This is a genomic window from Curtobacterium sp. ME26 (assembly GCF_903970945.1).
Lineage (GTDB): Bacteria > Actinomycetota > Actinomycetes > Actinomycetales > Microbacteriaceae > Curtobacterium > Curtobacterium citri.
In genome coordinates, this window is sequence record NZ_CAJCKG010000050.1 from 1 (window position 1) to 18,834 (window position 18,834).

General features: G+C 72.9%; 13 protein-coding genes, 1 other RNA gene and 3 pseudogenes. 14 read left to right on the forward strand and 3 right to left on the reverse strand.

Translation table 11 applies throughout. The features are described from left to right. Positions 1–75: 75 nt before the first annotated feature. From H7A69_RS14625 to H7A69_RS14665, 9 genes and pseudogenes are all read left to right on the forward strand, one after another. A pseudogene (locus H7A69_RS14625) lies at positions 76–2,319 on the forward strand (phosphoenolpyruvate carboxylase); the annotation flags it as partial. Positions 2,320–2,462: 143 nt separating this feature from the next. Next, positions 2,463–3,677 (forward strand): multidrug effflux MFS transporter, encoded by a 1,215-nt coding sequence (locus H7A69_RS14630; protein WP_259346249.1) that lies wholly within the window; start codon positions 2,463–2,465, stop codon positions 3,675–3,677. Positions 3,678–3,734: 57 nt separating this feature from the next. Next, positions 3,735–4,073, forward strand: a complete 339-nt coding sequence (locus H7A69_RS14635; RefSeq protein WP_069711054.1) for an STAS domain-containing protein — start codon at positions 3,735–3,737, stop codon at positions 4,071–4,073. Next, on the forward strand, positions 4,070–4,483 hold the full coding sequence (locus H7A69_RS14640; protein ID WP_083263638.1) for an ATP-binding protein: 414 nt from the start codon (positions 4,070–4,072) through the stop codon (positions 4,481–4,483). Before H7A69_RS14635 ends, H7A69_RS14640 begins: the two co-directional genes overlap by 4 nt. Positions 4,484–4,609: 126 nt before the next feature. Beyond that, on the forward strand, positions 4,610–5,575 hold the full coding sequence (locus tag H7A69_RS14645; RefSeq protein ID WP_182047649.1) for a helix-turn-helix transcriptional regulator: 966 nt from the start codon (positions 4,610–4,612) through the stop codon (positions 5,573–5,575). Between the two features lie 27 nt (positions 5,576–5,602). After that, positions 5,603–6,175 carry an RBBP9/YdeN family alpha/beta hydrolase gene (locus H7A69_RS14650; protein WP_182047651.1) on the forward strand — a complete coding sequence of 191 codons (573 nt, stop codon included), beginning with the start codon at positions 5,603–5,605 and terminating at the stop codon, positions 6,173–6,175. A 106-nt stretch (positions 6,176–6,281) separates the two neighbouring features. Further along, a complete protein-coding gene (locus tag H7A69_RS14655) occupies positions 6,282–7,328 on the forward strand; it encodes a hypothetical protein (protein WP_182047653.1) in 1,047 nt (348 codons plus the stop codon). A 53-nt stretch (positions 7,329–7,381) separates the two neighbouring features. Beyond that, positions 7,382–8,268, forward strand: a pseudogene (locus tag H7A69_RS14660) (Nif3-like dinuclear metal center hexameric protein). After that, a complete protein-coding gene (locus tag H7A69_RS14665) occupies positions 8,265–8,999 on the forward strand; it encodes a zinc ribbon domain-containing protein (protein WP_182047655.1) in 735 nt (244 codons plus the stop codon). The pseudogene H7A69_RS14660 and the gene H7A69_RS14665 overlap by 4 nt, the downstream one beginning before the upstream one ends. A 130-nt stretch (positions 9,000–9,129) precedes the next feature. On the opposite strand, the gene rnpB is transcribed toward H7A69_RS14665, so the two are convergent. The 3 genes from rnpB to map all read right to left on the reverse strand — a co-directional run bounded on the left by rnpB (position 9,130) and on the right by map (position 11,338). Further along, an RNA gene (rnpB, locus tag H7A69_RS14670) (RNase P RNA component class A) lies at positions 9,130–9,484 on the reverse strand. 211 nt (positions 9,485–9,695) lie between these two features. Then, complete coding sequence (ppgK, locus tag H7A69_RS14675; RefSeq protein ID WP_069711048.1) at positions 9,696–10,445, reverse strand: polyphosphate--glucose phosphotransferase; 750 nt, start codon at positions 10,443–10,445, stop codon at positions 9,696–9,698. 29 nt (positions 10,446–10,474) lie between these two features. Beyond that, positions 10,475–11,338: a type I methionyl aminopeptidase gene (map, locus tag H7A69_RS14680; protein ID WP_182047657.1), complete on the reverse strand. Its 864-nt coding sequence runs from the start codon at positions 11,336–11,338 to the stop codon at positions 10,475–10,477. A 266-nt stretch (positions 11,339–11,604) separates the two neighbouring features. On the opposite strand from map, the gene H7A69_RS14685 reads away from it, so the two are divergent. From H7A69_RS14685 to H7A69_RS14705, 5 genes and pseudogenes are all read left to right on the forward strand, one after another. Beyond that, positions 11,605–11,784, forward strand: a complete 180-nt coding sequence (locus H7A69_RS14685; protein ID WP_069711047.1) for an SPOR domain-containing protein — start codon at positions 11,605–11,607, stop codon at positions 11,782–11,784. A 36-nt stretch (positions 11,785–11,820) separates the two neighbouring features. Beyond that, on the forward strand, positions 11,821–13,158 hold the full coding sequence (gene glnA, locus H7A69_RS14690; protein ID WP_182047659.1) for a type I glutamate--ammonia ligase: 1,338 nt from the start codon (positions 11,821–11,823) through the stop codon (positions 13,156–13,158). 22 nt (positions 13,159–13,180) lie between these two features. Beyond that, a complete protein-coding gene (locus H7A69_RS14695; RefSeq protein WP_182047661.1) occupies positions 13,181–16,153 on the forward strand; it encodes a bifunctional [glutamine synthetase] adenylyltransferase/[glutamine synthetase]-adenylyl-L-tyrosine phosphorylase in 2,973 nt (990 codons plus the stop codon). A 526-nt stretch (positions 16,154–16,679) separates the two neighbouring features. Continuing rightward, positions 16,680–18,251, forward strand: coding sequence for a glycosyltransferase family 2 protein (locus tag H7A69_RS14700; RefSeq protein ID WP_182047663.1), 1,572 nt, complete (start codon positions 16,680–16,682; stop codon positions 18,249–18,251). Further along, a pseudogene (locus tag H7A69_RS14705) lies at positions 18,244–18,834 on the forward strand (hypothetical protein); the annotation flags it as partial. The gene H7A69_RS14700 and the pseudogene H7A69_RS14705, both read left to right, overlap by 8 nt.

The window sequence follows — 18,834 nt, forward strand, 5'->3', positions numbered from 1 at the left end:
TTTTTTTTCAAGCCGACGGCGGCTTACGAGGTTCCCCGGGGTGAATGGAGTTCCGCCCTGTGTTTCTCCGATCTGGTCGGTGACGAAGAGGCCGCCGCGCGCCTGGCCGACCTGTGCTTCCACCCGGTGCTCCCCGCGCACCCGACCGAGGCCCGCCGCCGCGCGGTCACCACGGCCGTGCGCCGCATCACCGACCTGATCGACGAGCGCGACCACACCCGCAACGCGACCGCGCGCGCCGAGAACGAGCGGCGCCTGCTCGAGGAGATCACGACGCTCCTGCGCACCTCGCCGCTGCGGACCACGCGACCGACCCCGCTCGACGAGGTCCGCACCGCGATGAGCGTCTTCGACCAGACGCTGTTCGAGATCGTGCCGCAGGTCTACCGCCTGCTCGACGACCGGCTGCTCGGCGACGACGCCGGCCGGGCGCCGGTGACCGCTCCCGCCTTCGTGCGCTTCGGCACGTGGATCGGCGGCGACCGCGACGGCAACCCGCACGTCACCGCGGCCGTGACCCGGCAGGCCGCCGACATCGCGGCGGAGCACATCCTGCTCGGCCTGTCGCGCGCGGCCACCCGCATCGGCGCCGCGCTGACCCTCGACGCCGCCGAGACCCCGGCCGACGCCGGGCTCCAGGCGCTGGTCGCCGCGCAGGAGGCGCTCGACCCGGGCATCGCCGAGCGCATCGGCGTGCGCGCGCCGAACGAGACCCACCGTCGGGCGCTGCTCTTCGTGGCCGCGCGGATCCGTGCGACCCGCCGCGGGAATGACGGCCTGGCGTACGGCGGTCCCGAGGAACTGCTCGCCGACCTCCGGGTGATCCAGGCCTCGCTCGTCGCGGCCGGTGCCGCCCGCACCGCGAACGGCGAGCTGCAGAACCTCGTGTGGCAGGTCGAGACGTTCGGCTTCCACCTGGCCGAGCTCGAGGTCCGCCAGCACTCGCAGGTCCACCGCACCGCCCTCGCCGAGATCCGCTCGGGGGAGCCGCTCAGCGACACGACCGAGGAGGTCCTCGCGGTGTTCCGCACCGTCGCGGACCTGCAGCAGCGCTACGGCGTGCGGTCGGCGCACCGGTACATCGTGTCCTTCACGCAGTCCGCCGCCGACCTGGCGAACGTGCACGAGCTGGCGACGGCGGCGTGCGGCGACGCGGCGCCCGTGCTCGACGTCATCCCGCTCTTCGAGACCTTCGCCGACCTGCACGCGAGCGTCGACATCCTCGACGAGGCCGTCCGCACCGAGCCGTTCCAGCGACGGCTCGCGGCGACCGGGCGGCGACTCGAGGTCATGCTCGGGTACTCGGACTCGTCGAAGGACGTCGGCCCGGTGTCGGCGAACCTCGCGCTCTACGACGCCCAGGCGCGGATCGCCGACTGGGCGCGGGACAACGACGTCGAGCTCACGCTCTTCCACGGACGCGGCGGCTCACTCGGCCGTGGTGGCGGACCCGCGAACGAGGCGGTGCTCGCGCAGCCGCCGGGGTCGATCGACGGGCGCCTGAAGCTCACCGAGCAGGGCGAGGTCATCTTCGCCCAGTACGGCGACCAGGACATCGCCGCGCGGCACCTCGAGCAGATGGCCTCGGCGACGCTCTTCGCGTCGTCGCCGTCGAACGAGGACCGGACGGCGGTCGCCGCCACCCGGTTCGCCGAGCTCGCACAGCAGCTCGACGACGTCTCCCGGCAGGCGTTCTACGACCTGGTCAAGGCCGACGGCTTCGCGCCGTGGTTCGCCCGCGTGACGCCGATGGAGGAGATCGGGCTGCTGCCGCTCGGCTCCCGGCCGGCCCGTCGCGGCCTGAGCGTCGAGTCCCTCGAGGACCTCCGCGCCATCCCGTGGGTGTTCTCGTGGACGCAGGCGCGCATCAACCTCGCCGGCTGGTACGGCCTGGGCTCCGCGCTCGAGGCCGTCGGCGACGTCGAGGTCCTCCGTGCCGCGTACGCCGAGTGGCCCCTGTTCGGCGCGATGATCAAGAACGTCGAGATGTCCCTCGCCAAGACCGACGAGCAGATCGCCCGCCGGTACCTCGAGCTCGCCGACCGCGACGACCTCGCGGCGAAGGTCCTCGACGAGATGCTCCGCACCCGCGACTGGGTGCTCCGGGTCTCCGGCGGCAGCGACGTGCTCGAGGACCGGCCGGTGCTCGCCCGCGCCGTCCGGCTCCGCAGCCCGTACGTCGACGCACTGTCGCACCTGCAGCTCCGAGCGCTCCGGTCGATCCGGACCACCGGCAGCACCGACCCGACGGACGGCGACCACCGGTTGCTGCTCCTGACGGTCAACGGGATCGCCGCCGGCCTGCAGAACACGGGCTGATCCGACGGGCTGTCCCGACGGGTCGCGATCGCGACCCGGTGCCGGACGGGAGGCGCGGTGCCGGCGGGCGTCGCGCCTCCCGTCCGGTGCGACCACGGTGAGGGTCCTGTCGAATCGATTCGCGGACGCGTAGCGTTGCGTTCGTGACGACGGAGCGCGAACGGACCGGCCGACCCGCGACCGGTGGCGTGCTGCCGCCGATCGTCCCGCTCGCGCTCATCGTCGGCGTCTCGCCCTTCGCGACCGACATGTACATCCCGGCGCTGCCGACCATCGCGCGCGAGCTGGGGACGTCGCCCGGCGTCGTGCAGCTCTCGCTCACCGCGTTCCTCGTCGCGTTCGCGGTCGGACAGCTGCTCGCCGGCCCCGTGAGCGACGGCATCGGCCGGCGCCCGCTGCTGCTCGTCGGCACCGCCGGGTTCGCCCTGGCCTCGGTCGGCTGCGCCCTCGCGCCCGACGCGACCACCCTCGTCGTGGCGCGGGTGGTGCAGGGCCTGGCGGGCGCCGCCGGGGCCGTCGCCGGACGTGCGATGGTGTCCGACACGACGACGGGGCCGCGCACCGCGAAGGTGTTCGGCACGCTCGCTGCGATCAACGCGATCGGGCCGGTGGTCGCCCCGCTCGCCGGGGGAGCCGTCCTGACCGTCGGCTCGTGGCGGCTCATGTTCGTCGTGCTCGCGGTGCTCGGTGCCGTGTTCACCGCGGCCGTGGCGCTCCGCTTCGGCGAGACCCTGCCCGCGACGGCGCGCGGGGGCACCGGGTTCCGGGCGAACGGCCGACGCATCCGCGACCTCATGGCGATCGGGCGCTTCCGGGCGTACGTGCTCACCGGCGTGCTCTCGACGATCGGGTTCTTCGCCTACATCGCGACGAGCTCGTTCGTGTTCCAGCGGCAGTACGGGTTCTCGGAGCAGCTCTACACGCTCGTGTTCGCGACGAACGCGTCGATGATGATCGTCACGACGCTGGTGTTCCGGAGGGTCGTCGGGCGGTTCTCCGAGGACACGCTCCTGACGGCCGGTCTGGTCGTCGGTGCGATGGGGAGCGCGGCCGTCCTGGTCTTCGCCGTGGCCGGCACCGGCCCCGTGGCGGTCTGGTGCGCACTGTCCGTCGTCACCGGCGCGTGGGGCTTCGTGCTGCCGGCGGCGATGACGCGGACCCAGGCGGTCGGCGCGGCGCACCCGGGCACGGCGGCGGCGCTGCAGGGCGGGCTGACCTTCGGGCTCGGCGGCCTCGGGACGCCACTCGCGGGTGCGCTCGGCGGCACCGCGACCGCGATGGGGGCCGTGATGGCCACCCTCATCGCGGCGGCCGTGGTGGTCCAGCTCGTCGCGACGCGGCGGGGCCGTTCCGCCTGAGGGCACCGACCCGGTAGGTTGCAACGTGCACCCGTTCCGGACCGAGGAGGCACCTGCATGGACATCGTCGTACACGAGGCAACGGACGACACGGCCGTGCTGGAGTGCAGCGGCCGGCTCAACATGGTCAGCGCGGGCGCGTTCCGCGAGACCGTGGCGAAGGTGGTCGGCGGCGGCCGGGCACGACTCGTCGTCGAGCTCTCCGGCGTCGAGTTCATGGACTCGTCCGGGCTCGGCGCGCTGGTCGGTTGCCTGAAGACCGCGCGCCAGGCCGGCGGGGACCTGCGCATCGCGGCGCCCTCCGAGCAGGTCCAGATGGTCCTCAAGCTGTCCAACATCGACAAGATCCTGCGGACGTACCCCGACGGGGACGCCGCGGTCACGAACTGGGGATGACCGTCACCATGGGCGAGCACGTGCTCGATCTCGCCTGCCCGCCCGAGGACGTGACGGCGGTGCACGCCTTCCTGTCCTCGGTATGGGACCGCGAGCCGGACCTGTCCGTCGAGGACCGCATGGCGCTCGAACTCGCCCTCGTCGAGCTCGCGTCGAACGTCATCGAGCACGGTGCGGCCGGCAGCCGCATCGCGTGCTCCATGCGGTTCGCCGTCCGGCCCGACGACGTCGTCGTGACGATGGTGGACGACGGCGTCCCCGTGTCGGTCGACCCGTCCGCCGCGCACCTGCCGGACGCCATGGCGGAGGGCGGACGCGGACTCGCGCTCGTGCAGATGGTCGTCGACGACCTGCGCTACGAGCGGGTCGACGGGCGCAACCAGTGGGTCGTCCGGCGCGGACGGCACTGAGACGGCACGGACGTGCACCCCGTGCGGGGGTGGACGACCATCCGGTTCACGCACTCCGGCAGCCGTTCCGCGCACCCTGCGGAGCCGACCGTGCCCCGGACCGGTCGGGGTGACACGCTCACCCTGATGAGCACCGAGACCCGCGCGGACCCACGACTGCGCTACGAGGCGTCCGGTACCGACCTCGGCGCGGCGCTCGACCTCTTCTCCGACGCCTACGAGGGTGCGCACTTCAACGGGGCGAACACGGAGCGCTCCTTCGCGTACCGGTTCCGCATGGTCGGGGACGGCTCGATGTCCCTGCGGACGACGCACTTCGACGCGAAGGCCACCGGGCAGGCCACCGCCGGCGACGAGTACGTCGTGATGTGGACGACCGACGGCGGCGGCACCGTGGACGTGGGTCGCGACGACGTGACCTTCGCGCCCGGCACGCCCGTGGTGTTCCCGAGCGGCCGGCCGTTCGTCTTCGAGCTCGAGGACATCCGGCAGAACCTCGTGCACTTCGACCGGCGCTTCCTCGAGCGCGTCGCCGCCGAGGAACACGGCGGCCAGGCCGGCCCGCTCGTGTTCGACCACGCCCAGCGCCCGCGCACCGAGGACCTCCGTGGGTGGAACGCCCAGGTCGCCCGTGCCGCCCGCGTCGTGCTCGGCCCCGCCGAGCCGTCCCCGCTCCTGCTCGCCGAGACCGCCCGTGAGACGGCGCTCGCGATGCTCCACACCTTCCCGCACCAGCAGCTCGCGCCGGAGTCGCCCGTGCCGCAGGGGGCCACCAGCCGCGTGCGCGAGGCGGTCGAGTACATGCACGCGTACGCGCACACGCCCATCACCACGACGGACGTCGCGGAGCACGTCGGGCTGAGCGTCCGTGGGCTCCAGCAGGCGTTCCAGCGCCAGGTCGGCACGGCACCGAACGCGATGCTCCGCGGCATCCGCATGGACCGCGTGCGCGAGGAGCTCGTCGCGGGCAGCCCGGGCCAGCTGACGATCGCCTCCGTCGCCGTGCGGTGGGGCTTCGCGCACCTCGGACGCTTCTCGGCGGCGTACCACCAGCGCTTCGGCGAGTACCCCCGCGACACCCTGCACGGCTGACGCGGCACGTCCCGCTACGCTGCCCGGATGCACGAGCACGAGCACGCCGCCGACCGGTACCCGTGGGTCGTCGTGCCGGGCATCTGGGACTCGGACCCGGAGCACTGGCAGTCACGCTGGCAGGACGACCGCGGACTGGAGGCCGTCCGCATCGCTCCCGCGTCGTGGTCGGCGCCGGACCCGGACGACTGGGACCGGGCGATCTCGGACGCGGTCGCCGCGTGCGCCCGCCCTCCGGTGCTCGTCGCGCACAGCCTCGGGGTGCTCGCTGCCGCCCGCTGGCTCACCGCGCACGACGACGGTGGGGCCGCCGGCGCGTTCCTGGTCGCACCGCCCGACCCGACCGCTCCGGCCTTCCCCGACGCCGCACGGGGCTTCGGGCCACCCGGCGGCGCGGTCACGACGCCGACGGCCCTCGTCGTGAGCGAGGACGACCCGTACTGCTCGGCGGAGCGGGCCACGGCCTTCGCGTCCACGCTCGGTGCCCGGGTGCTCCGGGTGGGGGAGCGGCAGCACGTCAACGTGGCGAGCGGCGTCGGGGCGTGGCCGGAGGGACGACGGCTCCTCGACGGGTTCGTCCGCGACGCCGTGGGACGCTGACACGCCGCTCACGTCCGGACCGACACGTCACGTACAGTGCGGCGGGATGCGCGACACACCGCGGATCTCCCACCCTCGCCAGCCCGTGAAATCTATCCTGCGTCACATGGAGACTCAGCCCGGCGCGCGCACCCCCCTCGTGGACCCCTTCGGGCGCGAGCTCGAGGAGTGGCTCCGGGACGTCCCGGCCACCCGGTCGCCCTACCTGGCGGACCTCGTGGTGCCGCCGGTCACGGGTCCCGTGCAGCGGCCGGTGGTGCCCGCTGACGAGACCGCCGCGTCGCCGGTCGTCGAGTCGCCGGTGACCCCGTCGGCGACCGCCACCAGCACGGACGCCACCGCGTTCCGCCGTCGTGACCGTGCCCGTCACGTCGCCGCGTGCGCCCCCGCGTTCCCCGAACCCCCGGCCCGGATCGCCCTGCGCTTCGAGGACCTCGCCGTCGAGGTCGCCGCGTCGAGCGGCCGCACCACGATCGAGCGCATCGTCCTGCTGGAGGACGAGGTCCGCCGCCGTGACGAGGACCTCGCCCGACTCGCCGCCTGGGAGACCACGGTCGCCGACCTCGACGACGCCGAGGTGCAGGCCGCCCGCGCCTTCGCCCGTGCCGTCTTCGCCGACCTGCTCGCCGACGCCGCCGACGAGGCCGAGCGACGCGAGCGCGCCGCCGCCCGTCGTGCGGCCACCGGCCCGCTGCCGACGCCCGTCCGCGACGCGGCGGCCGCCCGTGCGACGCGGACCGCGGTGCCCGCACCCGCCGCGACCGCGCCCGCGACGACCGCAGCCAGCACGACCCGACGCACCGTGACCGCCACCGGCGCCGAGGTGACCGCCCCGGTGCGTGACGAGCCGGTGCGACCGGCGCTGTCCCTCCAGGCCGGCCCGCCGGTCTCCGCGTCGACGCGCCCCACCCCGCTCGTGCAGCCCGCGACCGGACCGACCGTCATCGACCGTGCCGCGTTCGCCGCTGCCCTCACGGCGCACGCCGGCACGACGGCGAGCACCCCGGTCGTGCTGCCGGAGGCGGTCTCGCTCCCGGTCGAGCGCGACGCCGCGGCGGGCGACGCACCCGTCGACACCGTCGACGCCTCGGCCGACGCCGGGTGGTGGACACGACTCGTCGCGCGCCTGCGTGCCCTGTTCGGCCGTCGCTGACGGACCGCACGCTGCCGGACCGCACGCTGCCGACGGCTCGGTAGACTGACGGGATGCCGACGCTCCGCGAACTCCAGGCCGTCACCGAGGACCTGTGGCCCGCCGCCGGCGCCGAGTCCTGGGACGCCGTCGGGCTCGTGTCCGGGCACCCGGACCAGCCGATCGAGCACGTGCACCTCGCCGTCGACGCCGTGCCGGCCACCGCCGACGAGGCCGTGGCGCTCGGAGCGGACCTGCTCCTGACGCACCACCCGCTGCTGCTCCGCGGGGTGACGACCATCGACGAGACGACCGCGAAGGGCCGCGTGCTCGCCACCCTGGTCCGGGGTGGTACCGCCCTGCTCGCCGCGCACACGAACGCCGACGTCGTGACCACGGGCACCTCCGCGGTGCTGGCCGACCGGCTCGGTCTCACCGAGCAGCGGCCCCTCGAGCCGGGGCAGGACGCCGCGACGGGCATCGGCCGCGTCGGTGTGCTGCCGGCCGGTACGACCCTCGGTGCCCTCGCCCGCACGCTCGTCGACCTCCTGCCACCCACCGCGACGGGCGTCCGGGTCTCCGGCGACTTCGACCGTCCGGTCCGCACGGTCGCCCTCTGCGCCGGTGCCGGCGACTTCTGCTCGGCAACCCGGCCGTCCGCGCCGCCGACGTCTACGTCACGAGCGACCTCCGGCACCACCCCGCCTCGGAGTTCCGCGAGCAGGCCCTGCTCGTGGACGGCCCGGCGCTCGTCGACACGTCGCACTGGGCGACCGAGTGGCTGTGGCTCGACGTGGCCGCCGAGCAGCTCCGTCGCGCGACGGGTATCCGGGTCACCGTCAGCGACCTCCGCACCGACCCCTGGGACTTCGCCGTCCTGCCGGCAGCCGGACCCGCCAGCCCGACCGCAGCGGACGCCGAGCCGGCGTCCGCACCCGCCCCCGAAGGAGACCGACCGTGAAGGCAGCACCCGAGGACCAGGTCGTCCTCCTCGACCTCCAGCGCCTCGACAACGACGTGACGCGGCTGACGCACCGCATCACCGCGCTGCAGAAGGGCGACCGGCTCACCGAGCTCGGCACCGCCGCGGCGTCGCTCCGTGCGCAGCTGGCCGCCGCGACCGGCCAGGTGGAGGACGCCGAGCGTGACCTCGCACGGCTCGAGTCCGACACCGCGACCGCTCAGGCCCGCATCGAGCGCGACACGACGATGCTGCAGAACGCGTCGAACGCCAAGGACGTCGCCGGACTGCAGAGCGAGATGGAGTCGCTGCGTCGGCGCATCGGTGACCTCGAGACCGCCGAGCTCGAGGTCATGGAGCAGCTCGACGTGCACCGCGCCCGCGTCGGGGACATCGAGGCGGAGCTCGCCCGCGTCGAGGCCGACCGCACCACGCTCGTGGGGGAGCGCGACGCCGAGATCGCCCGGGTGCAGGCCGACCGGGACGCCGCGGTGCAGAGCCGCGCGAGCGTCGCGGCGAAGGTGCCCGCTGACCTGCTGGCGCTCTACGACCGGCAGCGGGATCGCTACGGCTTCGGCGCGTCGCTGCTGCAGGGTGGCGTGTCGACGGCGTCGGGCGTGACGCTCACGAACTCCGACCTGCAGACGATCCGGCAGGCGGCGCCCGACGACGTCGTGCTCTGCCCGGACAGCGACGCGATCCTGGTGCGGACGGCCGAGTCCGGCCTGTAGCGCGACCACGCGACGGACGGGAGGCGCGGTGCCGGCTGGCACCGCGCCTCCCGTCCGTCTACGCGTGCCTGCGCACGCCGAGGCGCGAGTCTCGCTGCGGATGTGCGAGACCCGCGGCGGGCGTGTGGTGCGAACGGGCCGGCCGTACGCCGGGTTCTGTCCCGCTCTCGCGGTGACGGCCATCTCTCTCGGACCGACGTTGCCGCCGGCCTCCAGCGGTCCACCCGAGGACTCAGCGAGCAGCCTCGTCGTCCTCTGTCTGACCTTGCTCCGGGCGAGGTTTACCGAGCGGATCCGGTCACCCGGACCCCTGGTGGTCTCTTACACCACCGTTTCACCCTTACCGACGTCGCCGCCGGCGGTCTGCTTTCTGTGGCACTGTCTCGCGGATTGCTCCGGGTGGGTGTTACCCACCGCCCTGCTCTGTGGAGCCCGGACGTTCCTCGGCACTCCCGGGGGAGTGACGCGACCGTCTCACCGACCCGTTCGCACCAGCGATTGTACCGGCAGTCCGGGGCGCGAGTGCGCCTCGGCCGCAGCTTCCCGAGGTTCCACGATGTCGGCATCTCGTGCCGCGCGGTCTGTCTCCCCGGATCCGCGACGGGACGACCGCGGCGGGTCGTGGAACCTCGGCGACGGAGGCCGGGCGCGTCGAGGGTGCGGAAGGACGACCCGTCGCCGCAGGGCCGGACCGGACTACCTGCTGGTGGCCGCCAGGGTCGCCGCGCCGATGATCCCGGCGTTGTTGCGGAGCGTCGCCGGGATGATCTCGGCCTGCAGGTCGAGCAGCGGGAGGAACTCCTCGTGGTGCTTCGACACGCCGCCGCCCACGACGAAGAGCTCCGGGGAGAGCAGCGCCTCGAGCGTCGAGTAGTACTTCTGCAGCCGCTTCGCCCAGTGCTTCCACGACAGGTCGTCGCGTTCCTTGGCGGCGAACGACGCGCGGGACTCGGCGTCGTGCCCGTCGATCTCGAGGTGCCCGAGCTCGGAGTTCACGATGAGCACGCCGTCGTTGATGAGCGCGGTGCCGATCCCGGTGCCGAGCGTCGTGACCACGACGAGCCCGTCCTTGCCCTTCGCCGCACCGAACTGCTGCTCGGCGAACCCGGCGGCGTCGGCGTCGTTGACGAAGTGGATGGAGCGGCCGAGCTCCTTCTCGAAGAGAGCCTCGGCCTCGAAGCCGATCCACTTCTTCGACACGTTCGCCGCCGACATGGTCTTGCCGTCGCGGACGATCGCGGGGAAGCAGACGCCCACCGGCACGTCGGCGGCGGGGGCGAGCTCGTCGAGGATCGACTTCGCCACGGCGACGATGTCGTGGGGCTTGCCGCCCTCGGGGGTGGCCTTCTTGATCCGGTCGGTCTGGAGTTCGCCGGTGGTGACGTCGACGATCGCGCCCTTGATGCCCGTACCGCCGATGTCGACGCCGACTGCGAGGGTGGTCATGGGTGTGCCTTTCTGGGGGAGGAGGTCCGTCAGGAGACGGTGAGGAGCTCCGCGCCGCGCTCGGTGACGACGAGGGTGTGTTCGAACTGTGCGGTCCACGACTTGTCGCGGGTGCTGACGGTCCAGTCGTCCGACCAGATGTCCGCGTCGATGCCGCCGAGGGTGAGCATCGGCTCGATGGTGAACACCATGCCGGGCTCGATGACGGTGTCGTACTGGGGTGCGTCGTAGTGGGGGATGATCAGGCCGGAGTGGAAGGCCCGCCCGACTCCGTGCCCGGTGTAGTCCCGCACGACGCCGTAGCCGAAGCGCTTGGCGTAGGCCTCGATGGCGCGGCCGATGACGTTGACCTGGCGGCCCGGGGCGACCGCCTTGATGCCGCGCTCGAGCGCGAGCCGCGTGCGGTCGACCAGGTCCTGCACCTCCTGCGATGCCTCGCCGACGACGAACGTGCGGTTCGTGTCGCCGTGCATCCCGTCCTTGTAGGCGGTGACGTCGATGTTGACCAGGTCGCCCTCCTGCAGCACGGTGTCGTCCGGGATGCCGTGGCAGATGACCTCGTTGAGGCTCGAGCACAGCGACTTCGGGTACCCGCGGTAGCCGAGCGTCGAGGGGTAGGCGCCGTGCGACACGACGTACTCGTGGCCGATGCGGTCGAGCTCGTCGGTGGTGACGCCCGGGCGGATCGCCTCGCCGACGGCGTCGATGGCCCGCGAAGCGATGCGTCCGGCCGCCCGGATCCGCTCGACCTCGTCGGGCGTGTAGGTGTCGCCGAGACCGTGCTCGTGCGGCTCCGCGCGCCCGACGTACTCGGGGCGCTCGATGTCCTTCGGGACGGGGCGCTGGGGGGAGATCCGGCCGGCGGTCAGGTGTCCGTGTGCGTCCCGGGGCATGGCGACCACTCTAACCGGGTGCGGCACGAGCCCGTCGCGCCCGCGGCCCGGCCCCGCCGCAGGGCGAGCGCCTGGAGGACCGGTGCGCGCCCGGCGGGCCGGCACCGGGCCTCCAGGCCGTCGCGTCGGGCGCGGGGCGCACACGAGGCTCGGCCCCGCGGACGAGACTCGCGGTCCCGACGCGCGAACCTGTCCGCCAGCGCGAGCCTCGGCCCAGCGCGCAGCGCGCCCGGGCGTGGCCCGGCCCCCGTGGGTACGGTGGCGCCATGAGCGACGAACGCATCGAGTCCCAGTGGTGGTTCAACGACAAGACCGGGCAGGTCGAGCAGGGCCCGCAGTCCCCGCAGCGCGACCGCATCGGTCCGTTCGCGACGCGTGACGAGGCGCAACACGCCCTGGACCGCATCAAGGCGAACAACGAGCGCTGGGACGACGGGGACCAATAGGCTGGAGGCCCCAGCAGCACCACGGAAAGGGCGTCCATGGACAAGCAGACGGACTTCGTGCTCCGCACCATCGAGGAGCGGGGCATCAAGTTCATCCGACTCTGGTTCACCGACGTCATCGGCACGCTGAAGTCCGTCGCGATCGCCCCGGCCGAGGTCGAGGGTGCCTTCGCGGAGGGCATCGGGTTCGACGGCTCCGCGATCGAGGGCCTGACCCGCAGCTACGAGGCCGACGTGCTCGCGCACCCGGACCCCTCGACGTTCCAGATCCTGCCGTGGCGGGGCGAGATCGATCCGACCGCGCGCATGTTCTGCGACATCACGACGCCGGACGGGCAGCCCGCCGTCGCCGATCCGCGGAACGTCCTGAAGCGCACGCTGGCCAAGGCGAGCGACCGCGGCTTCACGTTCTACACGCACCCGGAGATCGAGTTCTACCTCCTGAAGAGCCGCGACTGGAAGGACGGCGGGCCGCAGCCCGTCGACCAGGCCGGCTACTTCGACAACGTCCCGGGTGGCAGCGCGCACGACTTCCGCCGCCGCTCCGTGCGGATGCTCGAGGACCTCGGCATCTCCGTCGAGTTCTCCCACCACGAGGCCGGTCCCGGGCAGAACGAGATCGACCTGCGCTACGCCGATGCCCTCACCATGGCGGACAACATCATGACCTTCCGCACGGTGGTGAAGGAGGTCGCGATCGAGCAGGGCGTCTACGCCACCTTCATGCCGAAGCCGCTCTCCGGCCAGCCGGGCTCGGGCATGCACACGCACGTGTCGCTGTTCGAGGGCGACCAGAACGCCTTCTACGAGGCGGGCGGCGAGTACCAGCTCTCGCAGACCGCGAAGCACTTCATCGCCGGGGTGCTGCGTCACGCGCCCGAGATCACCGCCGTGACGAACCAGTTCGTCAACTCGTACAAGCGCCTCTGGGGCGGTGACGAGGCCCCGTCGTTCGTGACCTGGGGCCACAACAACCGCTCGGCGCTCGTCCGAGTCCCGCTGTACAAGCCGAACAAGGGCCAGTCGGCTCGGGTCGAGTACCGCGGCATCGACTCCGCGGCCAACCCGTACCTGGCCTACTCGCTCCTGCTGGCCGCCGGTCTCAAGGGCATCGACGAGGGCTACGAGCTCCCGCCGGAGGCCGAGGACAACGTCTGGAGCCTGTCCGACGCCGAGCGCAAGGCCCTCGGCTACAAGCAGCTCCCGGCGAGCCTCGACCACGCCCTCGGCCTGATGGAGGACTCCGAGCTCGTCGCCGAGACGCTCGGCGAGCAGGTATTCAACTTCGTGCTGCTCAACAAGCGGCAGGAGTGGAAGGCGTACCGCGACCAGGTCACGCCGTTCGAGCTGAACACCAACCTCGGCGCGCTCTAGCAGCACGCCCGGAGCGCACCACATGACCGGTCGGACGCGGACGTCCCGTTCCGAGTTGGCCCGCCTGGGCTTCGCGGAGCTGTCGGAGAGCCTCGAACGGATCGCCGGACTGGAGGCACGCACCGGCCCCGTCGGGCGGGTGCCGGTCGCGGACGCCCCGGCACTGTGGGAGTCGACGGCCGACCCGGACGGCGCGCTGCGCCTGCTGGAACGGCTCCTCGACCGCGCGCCGGACGAGCTCCGCCCCGTCCTGGCCGACGAGGCCGCGACCGAGCGGCTCGTCCGCCTGCTCGGGGCCTCGGTCGGGCTGGGGGAGTTCCTGCACCGTCGGCCCGCGGAGATCGCTCTGCTGCTCGACCCGGTCACCCCGCCGTGGACGCAGGACGAGTACACCGCGTCGTTGGCCGAGGCCGTCGACGGCGCCACGGGGGAGGACGCCCGGCTCCGCCTGCGCGTGCGCTACCGGCGACACCTCGCGCAGATCGCGCTGTTCGACGTGCTCCACCCGGCCCCCACGGCCGCGTTCCCCGCCGTTGCGGCCGGTCTCGCCGACCTCGCCGGTGCCGCGCTCGAGGCCGCGGTGGACGTGGCGCGCCGCGAGGTGCCCTTCCCGGCCGCCGACGTGGCGGCGACGCCCCTGGCCGTGATCGCGATGGGCAAGGCCGGCGCCCGCGAGCTCAACTACGTCAGCGACGTCGACGTCATCTTCGTCACCGAACCGACGCGCGACGACGAGGCCGACACGGGCGTCGGCACCGACCGTGCCGTGCTCATCGCGACGCGCCTGGCGATCGCCGCGACGCACGCGATCACCGACCTCGCGGCGGAGCCCGCACTGTGGGAGGTGGACGCGAACCTCCGGCCGGAGGGCAAGGACGGCGCGCTCGTCCGCACGCTCGACTCGCACGTCGCGTACTACGAGCGGTGGGCGAAGGGGTGGGAGTTCCAGGCGCTGCTGAAGGCGCGTCCCATCGCCGGCAGCCGCGACCTGGGGGAGCGGTACGCCGCCGCGGTGGCCACGTTCGTGTGGACCTCGGCCGGGCGGCCCGGGTTCGTCGAGTCGGTGCAGCGGATGCGGGAGCGCGTCACCGAGCACATCCCGGACGCCGAGGTCGACCGGCAGCTCAAGCTCGGGCCCGGCGGGCTGCGGGACGTCGAGTTCACGGTGCAGCTGCTGCAGCTCGTGCACGGGCGCGACGACGAGACGGTGCGGGTGCGGTCGACGCTCGAGGCGATGGACGCCCTCGCGGCCGCCGGGTACGTCGGCCGGCCCGAGGCCGCCCGGTTCGGGCCGGACTACGCCCTGCTGCGCCTGCTCGAGCACCGCATCCAGCTCCGGCGCCTGCAGCGCACCCACCTCATGCCGGACGACCCCGACGAGCTCCGGATCCTCGCGCGTTCGACCGGCCTCGCGACCTCCGCCGTCGCGCTCGAGCAGCGCTGGCGCGGGGTGAAGCTCGAGGTCCGGGGGCTGCACGAGCGGCTGTTCTACCGTCCGCTGCTCTCCGCCGTGGCGGCGACGGACGGCGAGATCGTGCTGACGAGCGACCAGGCGGCCGACCGACTCGGCGCGATCGGCTTCGCGGACCCCTCGGGCGCGCTCGGGCACATCCGCGCGCTCACGCAGGGCACGAGTCGACGGGCTGCGATCCAGCGCAACCTGCTCCCGGTGCTGCTGCGCTGGATGGCCGAGGGGCCGGCCCCGGACCGCGCCCTGCTCGCGTTCCGGCGCCTGAGCGACACCCTGGGGGAGTCGAGCTGGTTCCTCCGCATGCTCCGCGACTCCTCCGGCGCGGCGCACTCGCTGACGACCGTGCTGTCCGAGTCCGCGTTCCTCGCCGGACTGCTCGAGCGCTTCCCGGAGGCCGTCGCGTGGCTCGACGAGCCGGAGGCGCTCCTCCGGCCCCGCCCGCTGGCGTCGCTGCTCGCCGAGCACGCCGCGACGACCGCCCGGCACGGCGACGACGTCGACGGTGCCGCCGCGCTCGTCCGGTCCGCCCGACGTCGCGAGACGCTCCGGCTCGGCATGGCCGCGGTCCTGGGGCACCTGGACGTGGACGCGCTCGGTCCGGCGCTGTCCGACGTCTCCGAGGCCACCCTGACCGGCGCGCTCACCCTCGCGCGACGGGACGCTCCCGAGGGACTCGCGTTCGGCATCGTCGCGATGGGTCGGTTCGGCGGCCGGGAGCTCGGCTTCGGCTCCGACGCCGACGTGCTCTACGTGTACCGGGCACCGGAGGGCCTCGAGTCCGAGCAGGCCTCGCGGGCGGCACAGCGGATCGTCCGTGAGCTGTCGCGGCTGACCGACGACGCCGTCCACCCGTTCGAGCTCGACATCGACCTGCGTCCGGAGGGGAAGAACGGTCCCGTGGTGCGGACGCTCGAGTCGTACGGCGCCTACTACGCGCGGTGGTCGTTGACGTGGGAGGCGCAGGCGCTCCTCCGTGCCCGCGGTGCCGTCGGTGACGACCGGCTCCTGCGGGACTTCGAGCACCTGGCCGACCGCACCCGGTACCCGGAGCACATCGACGACCGCGAGGTCCGTGAGGTCCGCCGGATCAAGGCGCGCGTCGAGTCCGAACGGTTGCCCCGCGGCGCCGACCCCGCCCGGCACCTCAAGCTCGGGCGCGGCTCGCTGAGCGACGTCGAGTGGTTCGTCCAGCTCCTGCAGCTGCAGCACGCCACGACCGTCCCGGGCCTCCGGACGACGTCGACCCTCGAGGCCCTCCACGCCGCCACCGCGGCCGACCTCGTCGCCCCCGAGGACGCCGAGCGGCTCGAGGCCGCCTGGCGCTTCGCCTCCCGCACCCGGAGCGCGCTCGTGCTCTGGTCCGGGCGGACGACCGACGTCCTGCCAGTGGACCGGGTCCAGCTCGAGGGCATCGCTCGCCTCCTGGAGTACCCGCCCGGGTCCGCCTCGCTGCTCGAGGAGGACTACCTGGGCGTCACGCGGCGTGCTCGGCAGGTGTTCGAGCGCGAGTTCTACGGCGCCTGACGAGGCTGCCCCGACGGTCGGTACCCCGCGGCGACACGCCCGGGACGACGCAGAACACGCGAAGATGACATGTCGTCAGTAGCGACTTCCGCGCGGGCGGATCCGTACCCCGGTCGCCGAGACCGCGTACCCCGGTGGGTCCCCCACGGGATGTCTCCGTTCAGCGGGGACACAGGGTGGTCCGGCGCGGCGACGGACGCGCGCTGAGCGAGCGCCGCGAGGACCGCATAATCTCCTGAACAGGGCTTTCCCTGGGTGGTGCGGTCGTGCCTCCCGGCCGCTCGACCGACCGCGAGCGGCGTCGCGAGCCACCGTCCGGTCCGCACTGCTGCTGTCAGCAGCAGTGCGGACACGCTCGCGACCGCCGGTGGAGGACAGTGGTGTACCCCGGAACGAAGCGACGGTACCCCCGCACGAGGGGCGCGTTGCGCCGGTGCCCGGCTTCTGTCTCAATTGCCTCACCCGAACCGACCACTGGTTCCTCGATGAAGCGGAATCCCCACCTCGAACGTTGAAGCAGGGATCGATGTTCACCTTCATTCTGCAGATCCGGCAGATGGTCGAAGGGCACCCCGAGTTCTACCTGTTCGCCGTGTACTCCGCGGTGATCTGGTTGCTCTGGCTGCTCAAGGTCATCCTGTCGGCCCGCTACCGCCCCTACACCGGCACCTTCGTCGGGACGACCAGCGTGGTCGTCCCCGTCGTGGACGAGCCGCTCGACCTCTTCCGTGACGTGATCGGCCGCATGGTCGAGCAGCGTCCGGGCGAGATCATCGTCGTCATCAACGGCGCCCGCAACGAGGCGCTGGAAGGGGTCTGCGACGAGTTCGCCCCGCTCGTCCGCTGGACCCACACCCCGATCCCCGGCAAGCGCAACGCCGTGAAGGTCGGGACCGAGATGTCGAACGGCGACATCACGATCCTCGTCGACTCGGACACGGTCTGGACGCCCGGCACGCTCGACGAGCTGCTCAAGCCGTTCGCCGACGAGTCCGTCGGGGGCGTGACCACCCGGCAGCGCATCCTCGAGCCGACCCGCTCCTGGATCACCCGCTGGGCGGACTGGCTCGAGAACTCCCGGGCGCTCTACTCGATGCCCGCGCAGAGCGTGCTCGGGCAGATCGGCTGCCTGCCCGGACGGACCATCGCGTTCCGCCGCAGCATCCTGGCCCGCGTCATGGACCGGTTCATGCACGAGGAGTTCATGGGTGTCTTCCTCGAGGTGTCCGACGACCGGACCCTGACGAACCTGACGCTCAAGGAGGGGTACCGGACCGTCTACCAGTACACCTCGCTGGTGTACACGGACGCTCCGCTGCAGGTGAAGAAGCTGTTCAAGCAGCAGCTGCGCTGGGCGCGTGGCTCGCAGTACAACACGCTCCGGATGCTGCCCTGGATGCTCGGCCACGCGCCGATCCTGGCGGTCTTCTTCCTGACCGACATCATCCTGCCGTTCATGCTCTTCGGCGTGATCGCCGGCTGGATCTACCGGGCGGTCACCGGGCAGGGCGAGAACCTGTACCAGGGCATCCTGCAGCAGTACGGCTTCTCGACGGGCTTCGTCTACGTCGCCGGCCTGATGGTCGTCTCGAGCGTGCTGAGCATGGCGATCCGACAGATGCGCCACCTGGCCGAGAAGCCGAGCGACTTCTTCCGCCTGCCGATGTTCATCATCGTGTCGACGTTCTTCCTCATGCCGATCCGGCTCATCGGCTTCTTCCGCCTGGCGCACGCGTCCGGCTGGGGCACCCGTGCCGGGGCGTACGCCGGCGGACCGGTGCAGGAGGACCCCGCCGACGCCGTGCAGCCCGCCGCACTCGGCGCACCGCCGGTGAGCCCGGTGGACCTCGGCGAGCAGGGCCGGACCGACCAGGCCGCCGCCGACCGGGCGTTCGACGAGCTCTTCGGACCCGACGCCACCACGAACTCGACCGCCACGGTGCTCGCCACCCGGCGCTCGGCGGCCGTCGCGGCCTCGGCTGCACCCGCGGCCCGCCCGGCTCCGACGACGGCACGTCGTCGCCTCAACCCCTACGCGGCGATCCCGTACCTCATCGGGTTCGCGATCTTCGCCCTGGAGGCGTTCCTCATTGTCTGACCTCATCCGGTCCACCAGCACCTGGTGGGCACAGTCCAGCAAGCACGCCCGACGGACCGCGATCGGCACGACCGCGATCGTCCTCGTGCTCGGCCTCATCACCTGGACCGTCTGGGTCTCGCCCAGCGGCCCGGTGTCCTCCGCCGTCCAGACCGCCCTCGGGGTCACCCCGAAGAAGCAGGCGGCGCAGCCCACCGCCGCTGAGCTCACGGCGAAGCTCGACGCCGCCCAGCAGCGCATCTGGGAGCTCGAGGGCAAGCTCGAGTCGACCGACGCGCAGTCCGGTTCCCGGAGCGACCAGATCACGACGCTCAAGGCCCAGCTCGCGTCGCTGCAGTCGCAGCTCGGTGCCGCGAAGAGCCGTGCCGAGGGCCTCGCCGGCGAGAGCGGGGCCGACGGCGGTGGTGGCGGCACGAGCGGCGGGGGCAGCGGCACGAACGGTGGCAGCACCGGTTCTGCCGTGGACCACGGTGCAGCCGCCGGGTCGAACGGGTCCGGGGCGCCGCCCCCGGACGGCACCGGCAACGGTGGTCCGTCGAAGGACGTTTCCCCGGCGCTCCCCGGCTCCCCCAGCAAGGCCGAG

Coding starts and splice junctions, on each gene's coding strand:
- H7A69_RS14655 (WP_182047653.1), top strand. CDS start 6,282: ATGGAGACTCAGCCCGGCGCGCGCACCCCCCTCGTGGACCCCTTCGGG.
- H7A69_RS14700 (WP_182047663.1), top strand. CDS start 16,680: ATGTTCACCTTCATTCTGCAGATCCGGCAGATGGTCGAAGGGCACCCC.
- H7A69_RS14650 (WP_182047651.1), top strand. CDS start 5,603: ATGCACGAGCACGAGCACGCCGCCGACCGGTACCCGTGGGTCGTCGTG.
- H7A69_RS14695 (WP_182047661.1), top strand. CDS start 13,181: ATGACCGGTCGGACGCGGACGTCCCGTTCCGAGTTGGCCCGCCTGGGC.
- H7A69_RS14640 (WP_083263638.1), top strand. CDS start 4,070: ATGACCGTCACCATGGGCGAGCACGTGCTCGATCTCGCCTGCCCGCCC.
- map (WP_182047657.1), bottom strand. CDS start 11,338: ATGCCCCGGGACGCACACGGACACCTGACCGCCGGCCGGATCTCCCCC.
- H7A69_RS14645 (WP_182047649.1), top strand. CDS start 4,610: ATGAGCACCGAGACCCGCGCGGACCCACGACTGCGCTACGAGGCGTCC.
- glnA (WP_182047659.1), top strand. CDS start 11,821: ATGGACAAGCAGACGGACTTCGTGCTCCGCACCATCGAGGAGCGGGGC.
- H7A69_RS14685 (WP_069711047.1), top strand. CDS start 11,605: ATGAGCGACGAACGCATCGAGTCCCAGTGGTGGTTCAACGACAAGACC.
- H7A69_RS14635 (WP_069711054.1), top strand. CDS start 3,735: ATGGACATCGTCGTACACGAGGCAACGGACGACACGGCCGTGCTGGAG.
- ppgK (WP_069711048.1), bottom strand. CDS start 10,445: ATGACCACCCTCGCAGTCGGCGTCGACATCGGCGGTACGGGCATCAAG.